Below are 14,846 nucleotides of genomic sequence, written 5' to 3'. Positions count from 1 at the left end.
TATAAGCATATGTTTCGAGAGGAGACTCATGGAAATATCTGATATGACCGTCAACACTTTCTGGAAAGGCGAGGTTGGCGTGAAAGGCCTGGCAAAGGACCAGGGAGAAGAATATAAAGCCTCCATTTATGTAAAAGGAGATCAAGTATTTGACTATACTTGTTCCTGTCAGGAGGGGAATTCTTACAAGGGCATGTGCAGACATTGCACAGCCCTTTTTGAAAAGTGGAAAAAAGAGGTTCATAAAGACAGTCGGCGAATGACTTATACAGCCCAGGAGGTCCGGACAATGGTCAGGGAATACACCAACAGGGAGGTGGCTCTGATTATTGCAGAAGGCGAGAAAGAAAAGATTGCTTTTGTTCCCAGACTTTTACTGGCCGGCGGGGGAGTAAAGGTAGAATTTCGTGTAGGCAGAAACCGACTTTATATGGTAAAAGACCTTTGTACTTTTGCAGAAGCAGTAAAAAACGGAAGCTTGATGGAATATGGAAAGAACTTTTCTTTTCATCACAGTTTGGAGGCATTTACAGAAAACAGCCGGCCCTTAGCTGAGTTTGCAGTAAAGCTGGTAAATATTTATAATGAATATTACAGACAATTTCAAAGAGGCGGCGGACTGCCTTCCGCAATCAGGGAGCTGCAGCTGGGAGTAGGAGAAAGAGACGGATTTTTCAAACTTCTTATGGAGCAGACGCTGGAGGTGCAGCTTCACGGGGGAAGCTGCAGAGCAGTAACAGTAGTTCAGGAAAATCCTAATCTGGTTTTTAAGGCAGAAAGAGCCGGACGAGACGGTGTGATTCTCTCCATGAACAGACAGCTTGAAATGATGGAGGGGGAAAAGCATTTATATATTTTAGACGGCAATAAGCTGTATTGCTGTGATGAGGAATGCAGCAGTACCCTGAAAATTTTTATGAAGTATATGATGAAAGGCCAGGGCGGCCGCAGGCAGCTTGAGATTAATGACAGAGACATGCCTCTGTTTTTCGAACGGGTACTGCAGAAAATCAGCCGTTATGGGGTGATCCAGGAGGAAGGGGTCAATCTGGAGGATTACAGACCTTTAGAATTAAAGGCCAGATTTGAGTTTGACAGCCAGGGACCGAATGAGATTGTGATGCAGCCTATGCTGTCTTACGGGGACTTTACATTTCATCCCATGGAAGATGAAAAGGTGCCCAGAACAGTTTGCAGAGACGTGCCGGGGGAATTTCGGATCAGCCAGGTAATCGGGAAATATTTTAAGTACTGGGAAGATGAAAGCAACAGCCTGGTAATCAGGGACGACGAGGACGCTATATATTATTTGCTGACAGAGGGTATCCCGGAGTTTATGGATTTGGGAGAGGTTTACGTATCTGAGCAGCTGGGGAAAATGAAAGTATTGCCTCCTCCTAAAATGTCCGTGGGAATTAAAAGTCAGGAAAACTGGCTGGAGCTTACCATTGATATGCCGGATATGTCAAAGGCAGAGCTAGTAAAAATTTTGTCAGAATACAGACAGAAGAAAAAATATCACAGACTGAAAAACGGGGAGTTTCTGCAGCTGGAGGACGGAGGTTTATTTACAGTATCCACCTTGGTGGACAGCCTTTCAATTTCAAAATCAGAGCTGCAGAAAGAGTTTATTCAGCTTCCTAAATACAGAGCCTTGTATTTAAACAGTATGCTGCGGGAAGAGGGAAGCCTGTCTTTTTACAGAGATCAGATGTTTAAATCTTTAGTAAGAGGAATGAAGGCAGTGGAGGACAGCGAATTTGACGTGCCTTCTTCTATGTCCGACATGCTGAGAGGATATCAGAAAACAGGATTTCGATGGATGAAGACTCTGGATTGCTACGGCTTTGGCGGGATTCTGGCCGACGATATGGGCCTTGGAAAAACCGTCCAGGTAATTGCTTTGCTGTTGGATTATGCAGAAAACAGCAGAGAGGAGGAGCTGCTGCCTTCTCTGATTATTTGCCCTGCTTCTCTTGTATATAACTGGGAAATTGAAACTGCCAGATTTGCTCCTTCTTTAAAGCTTGTTACTATTACAGGGAACAGCCAGGAAAGGCAGGAAAAGATCAGAAGATTAAACCAGTATGAGGTGGCGGTTACATCATATGATCTTTTGAAAAGAGATATAATATATTACCAGGGCAATGTTTTCAGATATCAAATTATAGACGAGGCCCAATATATAAAAAATGCGGGAACACAAAGCGCCAAGGCAGTAAAGCTGATAGAGGCAAAAACCAGATTTGCCTTAACGGGAACCCCGGTGGAAAATAGACTAAGCGAGCTGTGGAGTATTTTTGATTATTTAATGCCCGGATTGCTTTTTGGGTATCAGAAATTTAAAAAAGAGTATGAGATGCCGGTAATCAGGGACCAGAACGATCGGGCATTAAAAAATCTTCACCGTCTGATCAGGCCCTTTGTGCTGAGAAGGCTGAAAAATCAGGTTTTAAAAGAACTGCCGGAAAAACTGGAAACCACAGTATACTCCTTGTTTGGAGATAATCAAAGGGAGCTTTACGCAGCTAACGCAAGTTTGCTGAAAAAACAGCTGGAGGAAGGTAAGGGAGAAGGAAAGGATAAGCTGCAGATTCTGGCGGGCCTTACAAGGCTTAGGCAGATTTGCTGTGATCCCTCCCTGTGTTATCAGAATTATAAAGGGGATTCTGCAAAGCTGGAAACATGTATAGATCTGGTGAAAAACGGAGTTTCAGGAGGACATAAAATTCTTTTGTTTTCTCAGTTTACTTCTATGTTGGAAATCATAGGGAAAAGACTGAAAAAAGAAGAAATTGATTTCCACGTACTTACAGGAGCAACGCCAAAAGAAGAGCGGACACGTTTAGTAGATGCTTTTGGAAGAGATGATACTCCCGTATTTTTAATCTCCTTAAAGGCAGGGGGAACAGGTCTAAACCTGACTGCAGCAGACGTGGTTATACACTATGACCCATGGTGGAATGTGGCGGCTCAAAATCAGGCTACTGACAGAGTATATAGAATCGGGCAGGAGCGGCAGGTATCTGTGTTTAAGCTGATTACAAAAAATACTATAGAGGAAAACATTTTAACGCTGCAGGAATCTAAAAAAGCTTTGGCAGAACAAATTATAGCGGAGGGAACAGTTTCTCTCTCCAGCCTGACAAAAGAAGATTTGCTGGAACTGCTGGGAAATTAACAAATCCTTGCCGAACGTATATTTTTTTGTTATACTTGCTTATACTAATGACATCTTTGATGGAGGAACGATTATGGAAGAGAAAAAGCCTGTGGCAGAGGCTGAGGAAAAAGAAGTAGTTTCTAAAAATTTTATTGAACAGGAAATAGAAAAGGATTTGGCTGAGGGAGTGTACAATCATGTACAGACAAGATTTCCTCCGGAGCCAAACGGATATCTGCACATCGGTCATGCAAAATCTATTTTGCTCAACTACGGGTTGGCCAACGAGTACAAGGGAAAGTTTAATTTAAGATTTGACGACACAAACCCTACAAAGGAAAAAATAGAGTTTGTGGAATCTATTAAGGCAGATGTAAAATGGCTGGGAGCTGATTATGAGGACCGTCTGTTTTTTGCCTCTGATTACTTTGAAAAAATGTACCAGTGCGCTGTTTTTCTGATTAAAAAGGGGAAGGCCTTTGTATGCGATTTGACAGCAGAGGAGATTAGGGAGTACAGAGGAGACTTTAAAACTCCTGGAAAAGAAAGTCCATACAGAAACAGAACAGTGGAGGAGAACCTGAAGCTGTTTGAGGATATGAAAAACGGTGTGTATAAGGACGGAGAGAAGGTTCTCCGGGCAAAGATCGACATGGCATCTCCCAACATTAATATGAGAGATCCTGTTATTTACCGTGTAGCTCACATGACTCACCACAACACAGGGGATCAGTGGTGCATTTATCCTATGTATGATTTTGCTCATCCTATTGAGGATGCTGTAGAGAATATTACACACTCTATCTGCACCTTGGAATTTGAAGATCACAGACCATTATACGATTGGGTAGTAAAAGAGTGTGAGTTTGAAAATCCTCCCAGACAGATAGAGTTTGCAAAGCTGTATTTAACTAATGTAGTAACAGGAAAAAGATATATTAAAAAGCTGGTGGAGGACGGAATCGTAGACGGTTGGGACGATCCCCGCCTTGTCTCTATTGCAGCATTAAGAAGAAGAGGCTATACTCCTGAATCAATCCGCATGTTTGTAGATTTGGTGGGAGTGTCAAAGGCTAACAGCTCTGTAGATTACGCTATGCTGGAGTACTGTATCAGGGAGGATTTAAAACTGAAAAAGTCTAGAATGATGGCTATTTTAGATCCTGTAAAGCTGGTAATCGACAATTATCCAGAGGATCAGATAGAAGAGCTGGACATTCCCAATAACCTGGAAAATCCAGAGCTGGGAGACAGAAAAGTACCTTTTGGAAAAGAGCTTTATATTGAACGGGAAGATTTTATGGAAGAGCCTCCTAAAAAATATTTCCGCTTGTTTCCGGGAAATGAAGTGCGTTTAATGGGAGCTTACTTTGTTACATGTACTGGCTGTGAGAAAGATGAAAACGGCAGAGTAACAGCGGTTCATTGTACTTATGATCCAGAGACAAAAAGCGGCTCCGGCTTTACTGGAAGAAAGGTGAAGGGAACCATTCACTGGGTAGCGGCCAAGACAGCTTTAAAGGTAGAGTGCCGCCTTTACGAAAATATTGTAGATGAAGAAAAGGGAAAGTTAAATGAGGACGGAAGCCTGAATCTGAATCCAAATTCTCTCACAATATTAAAGGAGTGCTATGCAGAGCCGGCTTTAGCAGACTCTAAAGCATATGACAGCTTCCAGTTTGTAAGAAACGGATTTTTCTGTACAGATTGTAAGGACAGCACGCCGGAAAACCTGGTATTTAACAGAATTGTTTCTTTAAAGAGCTCATTTAAAATAGATAAGAAGTAGGAAAAGGGCTGTTGTAAAATATATTAGAAGGCTTTCTTCGATTTATTTTGCAGCAGCCTCTTTTTTCATTATTGTAATATGGAGGAAGTTATGGATTTAATAATACCTTTTGAGGGGAAGGACGAGGCTCCTCTGTATGAGCAAATTTACAGATATATAAAAAGCGAGATTAAAAACGGAAATATGAAGGCCGGGCTTCGTCTGCCATCCACCAGGCGTTTGGCGGAAAATTTAAAGGTCAGCAGAAGTACGACTCAGCTTTCTTATGATCAGCTGGTATCAGAAGGTTATATAGAAGCCGTTCCCTGTAAGGGATATTTTGTGGCTGAGATTGATCAGTTAATAGAAATAGGCGGGAAAACATTTTTTCCGGAGGCTATAAAACAGGAAAAGGATTTTAGAGAAAAATCTTCCTGGAAAGTGGACTTTTCTCCCAGGGGGGTGGATCTTAGCAGCTTTCCATTTCAGGTGTGGAGAAAACTTTCCAGGAATGTATTGGGAGAGGGAAATAAAGAAATATTTGCAGCCGGAGATGCCCAGGGGGAGAGAGAACTGAGGAGAGCCATAAAAGACTATCTTCACTCTGCCAGAGGAGTTGTATGTACATCAGAGCAGATTATTGTGGGAGCCGGCAGCGAATATCTGCTTATGCTTTTATGTCAGGTGCTTAAGAGAGGATTGAAAATTGCCATGGAAAATCCTACTTACAAGCAGGCGTACAGAGTGTTAGAAAGCCTGGGGATGGAAATGGAACCAGTGGAAATGGACGCCTTTGGAATGGAGCCTTTGGCCTTGGAAAACAGCGGGGCACAGATCGCCTATATAATGCCGTCCCACCAGTATCCCACAGGAATTGTTATGCCTGTGAAAAGGCGGCAGGAGCTTTTGCAGTGGGCAGGCAGAAAGGCGGAACGATACTTAATAGAAGATGATTATGACAGTGAATTTCGGTATAAGGGAAAGCCTGTGCCGGCTCTTCAGGGAATGGATGCAGAGGAGAAAGTGATCTATCTTGGAACATTTTCTAAATCTATTGCCCCTGCTATTCGAGTCAGCTATATGGTTCTGCCTCCTGCTCTTTTAAAGAAATACAGAGAAAAAGCAGGTTTTTACGCCTGTACAGTGCCCAGGACGGACCAAAATATTTTATATTATTTTTTGGAGGAAGGGCATTATGAACGTCATCTAAACAGAATGAGGGCCATATATAGGACAAAACATGATCTGCTGTTAGGAGAGCTGAAAAAACTGGAAAAAAACTTTCATGTTAGAGGTGAAAATGCAGGGCTGCATATCCTTTTAACCTCTAAAAACCAGGCGGAAGAAAAGCTCTACATAAAAAGAGCAGAGGAAAAAGGAGTCAGGGTATACGGCATGTCTTCGTATTTAATTGAAGGCAAAACTTCTGGTGAGGAATACAGCAATACAGTAATACTGGGGTATGCAAATCTAACTGAGGATCAAATTAAAACCGGGGTAAGGCTTTTAGAGGAAGCATGGCAGGATATGTAAAAGAAGAAATGCTTCTGAAATTAAAAGAGAAAATAAAAAAGAAAAAGACGGCTGAATGAAAATACTAAGGTGTTTAGAAACAGCCGTCTTTTAAAAACGTCATATTAATTGGCAGTGATAAAATGAATTTAAGATTCTTCTGTGATTTTAGCAGTTACCTTTTCTGCTGCGGCTTCAGCGGCGTCGGCTGCCTGCTGAACAGTCTCAGATACAGCCTGGGAAGTCTTTTCTACAGCCTCCTCAGCCGTCTTAGAAGCGCTTTCCACAGCGCTGTTGACAGAGTCTGCAGCGGAGGAAATACTTTCTTTGGCAGCTTCAGAAGCTTCCTCTACAACTTCATATACAGCGTCTGTAATGTCTTCTGCAGCGTCCTCGCCGTACTTTTTAGCGGCAGCCATCTTTTCCTTCCACTCGTCCTTTTTTTCACTTACCTTTTCCTGGAACTTATCCTTGGCGGCAGCCATCCGCTCCTTGGCAATCTGAGCAGAATCCTTAGCTGCTAAAGCCACGTCTTTTGTGGCGTCAGATACAATAGCGGCAGTATCCTTTACCATATCTTTGGCTGCGCTGACCATATCGCCGGCAGCTACTACAAATTCGTCTTTGTCGGAACTGAGGGAAACATACTTACGGCTGGCAGCAGTATCCTCCGCCGGCTCCTCGTCGTCCTCAAAATCGTGAAAATCCTCTTCCAGCTCTTTATTGAAAGATTTGTACTTGGCGATATAAGAAATCCCCGCCGCTGCAGCGCCTGCAATCGTGGCTAATGCAACCCATTTCCCAATTCTTTTTCCCATTTGAAAGTCTCCCTTCTTTAAAACAGTTTCATTATTTTATATTTTAATACGAAATGTGCAAAAAAGAAAGGCATAACTTTAGAAAATTTCTATAAACTAATGAGAGAAGAGGAAAAAATTAGCACTCAACTATTGACAGTGCTAATAATGAGTGGTATAACATTATTTGTAAAGAGAGAAGAAACCGGAATTTCATTTTCCGGATAAAAAAAAGAACAGGATTTAAGGAGGCATTTTTTATGAAGTTAGTTCCATTATTTGACCGTATTGTTTTAAAACAGTTAGTAGCAGAAGAAACTACAAAATCTGGAATTGTGCTGCCAGGTCAGGCAAAAGAAAAACCACAGCAGGCAGAAGTAGTTGCAGTAGGACCAGGCGGAGTAGTGGACGGCAAAGAGATCACTATGCAGGTTAAAACAGGAGATAAAGTAATCTACTCCAAATACGCTGGAAGCGAAGTGGAAGTGGATGAAGAAAAATATGTGATTGTTAAGCAGAGCGATATTTTAGCTGTCATTGAATAATAACAGTTAATTTCAAATTTATATAACAGAGACTGGAGGAATTAAACATGGCAAAAGAAATTAAGTATGGCGTAGAAGCCAGAAAAGCATTAGAGGCAGGCGTTAACCAGCTGGCAGATACTGTAAGAGTAACATTAGGACCAAAAGGAAGAAACGTAGTTTTAGATAAATCTTTCGGCGCTCCTTTAATCACAAACGACGGTGTAACCATTGCAAAAGAAATCGAATTATCCGATGCATTTGAAAATATGGGAGCACAGCTGGTAAAAGAGGTTGCTACAAAAACTAACGACGTAGCCGGAGACGGAACTACTACAGCTACAGTTTTAGCTCAGGCAATGATTAACGAAGGAATGAAAAACCTGGCAGCAGGCGCTAACCCAATCGTTTTAAGAAAGGGTATGAAAAAGGCTACAGAGGCTGCTGTGGAAGAGATTGCTAAAATGAGCAAGCCGATTGAAGGCAAAGACCAGATTGCCAGAGTCGCAGCGATTTCCGCTTCTGACGACGAGGTAGGAGAGCTGGTTGCAGACGCTATGGAGAAGGTTTCCAAAGACGGCGTTATTACAATTGAAGAGTCCAAGACAATGAAAACAGAGTTAGATCTGGTAGAGGGAATGCAGTTTGACCGCGGTTATATCTCTGCATATATGTGCACAGATATGGACAAAATGGAAGCTGTTATGGACGACCCGTTTATTTTAATTACTGATAAAAAGATTTCCAACATTCAGGAGATCCTTCCTCTGTTAGAGCAGATTGTAAAAACAGGAGCAAAGCTTCTCATTGTAGCAGAGGACGTAGAAGGCGAAGCTTTAACTACTTTAATCGTCAACAAGCTGAGAGGCACATTTAATGTTGTTGCAGTAAAGGCTCCTGGATACGGCGACAGAAGAAAAGAGATGCTGAAGGATATTGCAATTCTTACTGGCGGCCAGGTAATCTCTGAAGAACTGGGACTGGATCTGAAGGATGTTACTATGGATCAGCTGGGCAGAGCAAAATCTGTAAAGGTTCAGAAGGAAAATACTATTATTGTAGACGGTTTAGGCGATAAAGCCGAGATCAGCGCAAGAGTTTCCCAGATTAAGGCTCAGATTGAAGAGACAACATCTGACTTTGACAGGGAGAAGCTTCAGGAAAGACTGGCTAAGCTGGCAGGCGGAGTAGCTGTAATCAGAGTAGGCGCAGCTACAGAAACTGAGATGAAAGAAGCAAAGCTTCGTATGGAAGACGCTTTGGCAGCTACAAAGGCAGCTGTAGAAGAAGGAATCATTGCAGGCGGCGGTTCAGCATATATTCATGCAGCTAAGGCTGTAGAAGGCTTAGTAGCAGATATGGACGGAGACGAGAAGACAGGCGGAAAGATTATTCTCAAGGCTTTAGAGGCTCCTCTGTACCACATTGCTGCCAACGCAGGTCTGGAAGGCTCTGTAATTATTAATAAAGTGGCAGAGGCAGAAGTAGGCGTAGGCTTTGATGCATACAAGGAAGAGTATGTAGATATGATCAAGGCAGGTATTCTGGATCCTGCTAAGGTTACAAGAAGCGCTTTGCAGAACGCAACAAGCGTAGCTTCCACCTTGCTGACAACAGAGTCTGTAGTAGCTGATATTAAAGAACCGGCACCAGCTATGCCACCAGCTCCAGGCGGAATGGGAATGATGTAATTTAATAACAATAAATATGGCGCTGTAAAAATAAACAGAAAGGTTTCTGATCTTATTTTTACAGCGCCTTTTTGTACTGTTAAGAAGAATATTAGCTTTTATAATGACAGCATATAAGAAAAATGAATATGAAGTTCTAAATAATTTTATTTGACATCTGCCTGAAAGTCTGATAAATTAGGTACTAATAACTCTATAGCTTTTTATTAAAATAACTAATAAAACATATAGGAAAGTGAGGAAAAACTAATGGGTAAGATTATTGGTGACGGCATTACTTTTGACGACGTGCTTTTAGTTCCATCCTATTCAGAAGTCATTCCGAATCAGGTTGACATCACTACACAGCTTACAAAAAAAATCAAACTGAATATTCCGCTGATGAGTGCGGGAATGGATACTGTTACTGAGCACAGAATGGCAATTGCCATGGCAAGACAGGGCGGTATCGGTATTATTCATAAAAATATGTCTATTGAGGAGCAGGCAGAAGAGGTAGACAAGGTAAAGCGCTCTGAAAACGGAGTTATTACAGATCCATTTTATTTATCTCCAGAGCATACATTAAAGGATGCAGACGAATTGATGGGTAAGTTCCGCATTTCAGGCGTGCCCATTACAGAGGGCAGAAAATTGGTAGGTATTATTACAAACCGGGATCTGAAGTTTGAGGAAGATTTTGATAAAAAGATTAAAGAATGCATGACCTCCAAAAACCTGGTGACTGCAAAAGAAGGCATCACTCTCACTGAAGCCAAAAAGATTCTGGCAAAAGCAAGAGTGGAAAAGCTTCCTATTGTGGATGACGATTTTAACTTAAAAGGCCTTATTACAATTAAAGATATTGAAAAGCAGATTAAGTACCCGCTGTCAGCAAAGGACGAGCAGGGCAGACTGCTGTGCGGAGCAGGAGTAGGCATTACGGCAAACGTTCTGGACAGAGTGGATGCCCTGGTGGAGGCAAAGGTAGACGTAGTTGTGCTGGATTCTGCTCACGGCCATTCTATTAATGTGGTAAACTGCGTGAAGATGATCAAAGAAAAATATCCTGATCTTCAGATAATTGCAGGAAACGTAGCAACAGGAGAAGCCACCAGAGACTTAATTGAAGCAGGCGCTGATGCTGTTAAAGTCGGCATTGGACCAGGTTCTATCTGTACAACACGTGTCGTTGCAGGTATTGGCGTGCCTCAGATTTCAGCTGTTATGGACTGCTACGAAGTGGCTAAAGAATACGGCATTCCTATTATTGCAGACGGAGGCATTAAGTATTCTGGAGACATTACAAAGGCCATTGCCGCAGGCGGAAGCGTATGTATGATGGGAAGCATGTTTGCCGGCTGTGATGAAAGCCCAGGTACATTTGAGCTGTATCAGGGAAGAAAATATAAGGTTTACCGAGGCATGGGCTCTATTGCCGCTATGGAAAACGGAAGTAAGGACCGTTACTTCCAGAATGATGCGAAAAAGCTGGTTCCAGAAGGCGTAGAAGGCCGCGTGGCGTACAAAGGAATGGTGGAAGACACAGTATTCCAGCTGTTAGGAGGCCTTAGAGCAGGTATGGGCTACTGCGGAGCAAAAGATATTACTACACTTCAGCAGACAGGCAGATTTGTAAAAATTTCAGCAGCCTCCTTAAAGGAAAGCCATCCTCACGATATTCACATTACAAAAGAAGCTCCTAACTACAGCATTGACGAGTAAACAGGACCGCTATATATAATATAAAAGCTGCCTTCCGGTGATATTTTCGGAGGCAGCTTTTTTCAACCCTTTCCCTGAAGCAGCCTTTCGTAGAAGAAAATATACTGCTGCATTAAACCGGCGTAACCTTTATATTGGCTGAAATGGTCCTTAACAATTTTCTCGTATATTTTGGATTTTGGCACGTCAGAGTAAGAATCATTATAGTATTCTTTTAAAAGTATTTTTTGAATCCAGGTGTCCACAGGAAAGGCGTCAATTTGGTGAAGCCCGAACAGACAGATACAGTTGGCAACTTTTGTGCCGATTCCGTAAAATTTAGTAAGGTATTCCATAGCCTGACTGTAATTCATAGCCGGAAGAAGGGAAAGGTCTAAATGGCCTAAAACTGCATCCTGACATATTCTGTAAATATACTTTGCTCTGTAGCCCAGCTTTAAAGCTTGAAGCTCCTCTAAAGAGGCTTTAGAAAGCTGATATGGATCTGGAAAGCTTGAGCTTTCTGGACTGGAAGGAATTGGCGAGCCATAGTGACGGCTTAATGCCTCCACTGCCTCTCTGATTTTAGGAATGGTTTTTTGCTGGGATATAACAAAAGTAATGATCATTTCCCATGGGTCCTGGTTTAAAATTCTGATTCCCCTTCCTGCTTTGGCAGCTGCACATAAGTATTGGTCGTCGCAGCTGACGGAAGCGGCCAAAGACTGATAATCTCTTTTTAAATCAAAATAAAACAGCCAGTAATCATTATCTTCATCAGGGCAGTGAAAGAAGAACTCCTCCCCGCGCTGATATATTTTTAAAAGTCTGGACCGGCTGATTACAGAAAAGCCTGTTGTTTTTTCAGATGATTCCCTGGAAAAACAGGAGGGAGTTTGGGCGTCTTTGAGGGGAACCATGCGGAAGCATTGGCCGGAGTCGGCTATTTGTTTTAAATCAAAATAATCTGACTGTAAAAAAAGCATAGATGTACCCTTTCTTAAAAAGATACATCTATTATAATCAATTATATTAATAAAATCAAATTATGACTGGTCTTTTAAAGTGTGAGGCAGACGTCCACGGAAAAAACGTTTTTTGCATTCGCTCCAGCTAAATGGTATCAGAGGATAAATATAGCTTTTTCCTGCAATAGTTTTATTAAATACAATGGCGCATACAGAGAGAATCAATCCGGCTGCAAAGCCCCAGAAATTGAAAATAGAGGTAAGCACCAGCAAAATAATTCTCATAAATTTAAGGGCGTATCCTAACTCAAAGCTGGCCTGGGAGTAATTGGCCACAGTGACAAAGGCCATGTAAAGCATAGTTTCACTGTTAAACCACCCGGATTTCACAGAGTATTCTCCCAGCACAATACCGGCAATTACACTGAGCGGGGTAGTAAGCATACTGGGAGTATTAACTGCTGCTAAGCGCAGGCCGTCGATTGCAAACTCCAAAATTAAAAGCTGAAATATTAAAGCTACATGCATCTCGTCAGACAGCCGTATAAATTCCAGCCACTTAGGAATATACTGAGGATTTTGCATAAGGAGAAGCCATGTAGGCGTCAGCAAAAGGGTAAGCAGGGAGATAATCATTCTGGACAAACGCAGGTATGTGCCTGTAATGGGAGGAAAATAGTAGTCGTCAGCCTCTTCAATAATGTCAAATACTGAGGACGGCAGTATCATGGCAGAGGGAGAATTATCTACTAAAATAATAATGCTGCCTTCTAATATAGAGGCTGCCGCAGTATCAGGGCGTTCAGAAAATTTAAATTTTGGAAAGGGATTGTACCATTTATGAGGGTAAATACATTCTGCCAGGCTTTCCTGATTCATAGTTAAGGCGTCCACATGCAGCTCCCTGATTCTGTCTTTAATCATATTCAGAAGATGAGTGTCCACACGGCCGTTCATATAGCAGATGGCAATATCTGTGTGAGAGCTTTCGCCTGCAGTCATAATTTCCATAGATAATTTTGGGTCTCGGATTCTGCGGCGGATTAAGGCAGTATTGAAAATCAATGTTTCTACAAAGCCGTCTCTGGAACCGCGCATAACCTTATCTTTATCAGGTTCACTGACGCCTCTGGCAGGGTAAGTGCGGCAGTCAATAGTAAGACAGGAATCGTAGCCGTCAATGAAAAGGCAGGAAATTCCCATAAGCAGCTGCACAATCATAGAGTCAGAATCAGTAATCAGCCCAACCTCTCCATAAGGAAGATATTTTTTAGAAAAGCCGTGGGCCTCTTTCGGCATATCTTCCGGCTTCATGGCGGTAAAGGCCTGGATTAAGCGAAGCAGCACTTCATCTTTTGTGAATCCGTCAATAAAATAAAGACAGGCTTCCCTGCCGCCAATGTGTATGACCCGGTAAACTACATCAAAGTTTGTTTCAGCCTGTAAAGTCTTTTGCAGAAACGACATATTATCAGATAATTTCTGAGAAAATTTCATGGTATCCTCCTTCTATTTATGGGAATAAAAGAAGTATGTGCAGTTTTTAGAAAAATATGAAAATGTATTCTCAACAAAAAAAGTGATATTTTTAATAAAAAATAAGGAATAGAAAGTTCTAAATTGTGCATATTAACAAAATAGCATTGACAAATGCAGCAATATAAGATATATTGGTATATATGAAACACAAGAGGTGTGTTTTAAAAGGTATGGGGATACCAAAATATAATGTTGTACGGTTGTTCGTGATTGGGGAGCTGCTTTCTGTGGGGGAAAGGTAGTTCCCTTTTTCGCTCCGGAAAATAATGACGGACATATGATAAGGGGAGATATATAATCACAGGAGTTAAATTATGTATAAAAAATGGAAAATTTGGAAAAAAGATGTGAGAGTCCGTTATGGCATTACGGCGGCTGCAGTTCTTTGCTCATCATTACTTCAGACATTTGTTATTCAGGCGTTTGTTAATCCTGCCGGTCTTTTATCAGGAGGATTTACAGGACTTGCCATACTAATTGACAGAGTTACGTCTCTTCTGGGATTTGGATTTTCTACCTCTCTGGGAATGGTGCTTTTAAACGTGCCTGTTGCTATTTTGTGCAGCAGAAGTATTAACCTGAAATTTACAATATTTTCCATGCTGCAGGTATTTCTCACAAGTGGATTTCTAAAGATTTTTGATTTTAACGTAATGTTTCAGGACCAGATCTTAAATGTATTATTTGGCGGGGCGCTGATGGGATTTTCCATTGTGATTGCACTGAAAGGAAATGCATCTACAGGAGGAACAGATTTTATTGCTCTTTATGTGTCCAACAAAACAGGCCAGTCTATCTGGAGCTATGTATTTATTGGAAATGTGGTGCTGCTGACCATTTTTGGTCGGATTTTTGGATGGAAATACGCAGGATATTCGATAATATTTCAGTTCGTTTCCACTAAAATAGTATCCTCTTTTCATCACAGATATGAAAGAGTCACTTTGCAGATTACAACTACAAAGGCAGATGAAGTAATTAAGGCTTATGTGAAGGGATGCCGCCATGGCCTTTCCTGTGTGGAAGCCATAGGAGGATACAGCAGAAGGAAAATGTATTTACTTCACACAGTTGTTTCTTCTTATGAAGTAAATGATATTGTCCGTCTGCTTCAGGAAGTAGATGAGAATATTATAATAAACGAATTTAAAACTACAAATTTCTTTGGAAAATTTTATCAGGCGCCCCTGGAATAGAGGCG

The 14,846-nt window shown here is 41.6% G+C and carries 10 protein-coding genes; 7 read left to right on the top strand and 3 right to left on the bottom strand.

The genetic code is table 11. The features are described from left to right. The first annotated feature begins 28 nt into the window (after positions 1-28). From C1A07_RS02585 to pdxR, 3 genes are all read left to right on the top strand, one after another. Positions 29-3,181 (top strand): DEAD/DEAH box helicase, encoded by a 3,153-nt coding sequence (locus C1A07_RS02585; protein ID WP_101875721.1) that lies wholly within the window; start codon positions 29-31, stop codon positions 3,179-3,181. Between the two features lie 73 nt (positions 3,182-3,254). Then, positions 3,255-4,952 carry a glutamine--tRNA ligase/YqeY domain fusion protein gene (locus tag C1A07_RS02580; protein ID WP_101875720.1) on the top strand — a complete coding sequence of 566 codons (1,698 nt, stop codon included), beginning with the start codon at positions 3,255-3,257 and terminating at the stop codon, positions 4,950-4,952. Between the two features lie 90 nt (positions 4,953-5,042). Then, positions 5,043-6,464: a MocR-like pyridoxine biosynthesis transcription factor PdxR gene (gene pdxR / locus C1A07_RS02575; RefSeq protein WP_101875719.1), complete on the top strand. Its 1,422-nt coding sequence runs from the start codon at positions 5,043-5,045 to the stop codon at positions 6,462-6,464. Between the two features lie 128 nt (positions 6,465-6,592). Here the strand turns inward: pdxR and C1A07_RS02570 are convergent, their stop codons facing one another. Next, entirely contained in the window at positions 6,593-7,261 is a 669-nt protein-coding gene (locus C1A07_RS02570; RefSeq protein ID WP_101875718.1) for a hypothetical protein, read from the bottom strand. Between the two features lie 239 nt (positions 7,262-7,500). Here C1A07_RS02570 and C1A07_RS02565 point away from each other — a divergent pair, with 239 nt between their 5' ends. The 3 genes from C1A07_RS02565 to guaB all read left to right on the top strand — a co-directional run bounded on the left by C1A07_RS02565 (position 7,501) and on the right by guaB (position 11,159). Next, positions 7,501-7,785 (top strand): co-chaperone GroES, encoded by a 285-nt coding sequence (locus C1A07_RS02565; RefSeq protein WP_101875717.1) that lies wholly within the window; start codon positions 7,501-7,503, stop codon positions 7,783-7,785. Positions 7,786-7,832: 47 nt separating this feature from the next. Next, on the top strand, positions 7,833-9,455 hold the full coding sequence (groL, locus tag C1A07_RS02560) for a chaperonin GroEL (RefSeq protein WP_101875716.1): 1,623 nt from the start codon (positions 7,833-7,835) through the stop codon (positions 9,453-9,455). A 249-nt stretch (positions 9,456-9,704) separates the two neighbouring features. Further along, a complete protein-coding gene (gene guaB / locus C1A07_RS02555; RefSeq protein ID WP_101875715.1) occupies positions 9,705-11,159 on the top strand; it encodes an IMP dehydrogenase in 1,455 nt (484 codons plus the stop codon). 62 nt (positions 11,160-11,221) lie between these two features. Here guaB and C1A07_RS02550 read toward each other — a convergent pair whose 3' ends face one another. Both C1A07_RS02550 and C1A07_RS02545 read right to left on the bottom strand, forming a co-directional pair. Further along, positions 11,222-12,124, bottom strand: coding sequence for a DNA-3-methyladenine glycosylase 2 (locus tag C1A07_RS02550; protein ID WP_101875714.1), 903 nt, complete (start codon positions 12,122-12,124; stop codon positions 11,222-11,224). A 60-nt stretch (positions 12,125-12,184) separates the two neighbouring features. Next, complete coding sequence (locus C1A07_RS02545) at positions 12,185-13,603, bottom strand: spore germination protein (protein WP_101875713.1); 1,419 nt, start codon at positions 13,601-13,603, stop codon at positions 12,185-12,187. Between the two features lie 356 nt (positions 13,604-13,959). On the opposite strand from C1A07_RS02545, the gene C1A07_RS02540 reads away from it, so the two are divergent. Further along, complete coding sequence (locus tag C1A07_RS02540; protein ID WP_101875712.1) at positions 13,960-14,841, top strand: YitT family protein; 882 nt, start codon at positions 13,960-13,962, stop codon at positions 14,839-14,841. Positions 14,842-14,846 lie beyond the last annotated feature (5 nt).

The organism is Lachnoclostridium edouardi, assembly GCF_900240245.1.
Taxonomy (GTDB): domain Bacteria; phylum Bacillota; class Clostridia; order Lachnospirales; family Lachnospiraceae; genus Lachnoclostridium_A; species Lachnoclostridium_A edouardi.
The sequence above is the reverse complement of the archived record's forward strand: the minus strand, read 5'-3'. Positions and strand labels throughout refer to the sequence as shown.

Bases quoted from the DNA above. Each gene is read 5' to 3' on its own strand.
- guaB (WP_101875715.1), top strand. From the start codon at position 9,705: ATGGGTAAGATTATTGGTGACGGCATTACTTTTGACGACGTGCTTTTA.
- C1A07_RS02585 (WP_101875721.1), top strand. From the start codon at position 29: ATGGAAATATCTGATATGACCGTCAACACTTTCTGGAAAGGCGAGGTT.
- C1A07_RS02540 (WP_101875712.1), top strand. From the start codon at position 13,960: ATGTATAAAAAATGGAAAATTTGGAAAAAAGATGTGAGAGTCCGTTAT.
- C1A07_RS02570 (WP_101875718.1), bottom strand. From the start codon at position 7,261: ATGGGAAAAAGAATTGGGAAATGGGTTGCATTAGCCACGATTGCAGGC.
- C1A07_RS02580 (WP_101875720.1), top strand. From the start codon at position 3,255: ATGGAAGAGAAAAAGCCTGTGGCAGAGGCTGAGGAAAAAGAAGTAGTT.
- C1A07_RS02550 (WP_101875714.1), bottom strand. From the start codon at position 12,124: ATGCTTTTTTTACAGTCAGATTATTTTGATTTAAAACAAATAGCCGAC.
- pdxR (WP_101875719.1), top strand. From the start codon at position 5,043: ATGGATTTAATAATACCTTTTGAGGGGAAGGACGAGGCTCCTCTGTAT.
- groL (WP_101875716.1), top strand. From the start codon at position 7,833: ATGGCAAAAGAAATTAAGTATGGCGTAGAAGCCAGAAAAGCATTAGAG.
- C1A07_RS02565 (WP_101875717.1), top strand. From the start codon at position 7,501: ATGAAGTTAGTTCCATTATTTGACCGTATTGTTTTAAAACAGTTAGTA.
- C1A07_RS02545 (WP_101875713.1), bottom strand. From the start codon at position 13,603: ATGAAATTTTCTCAGAAATTATCTGATAATATGTCGTTTCTGCAAAAG.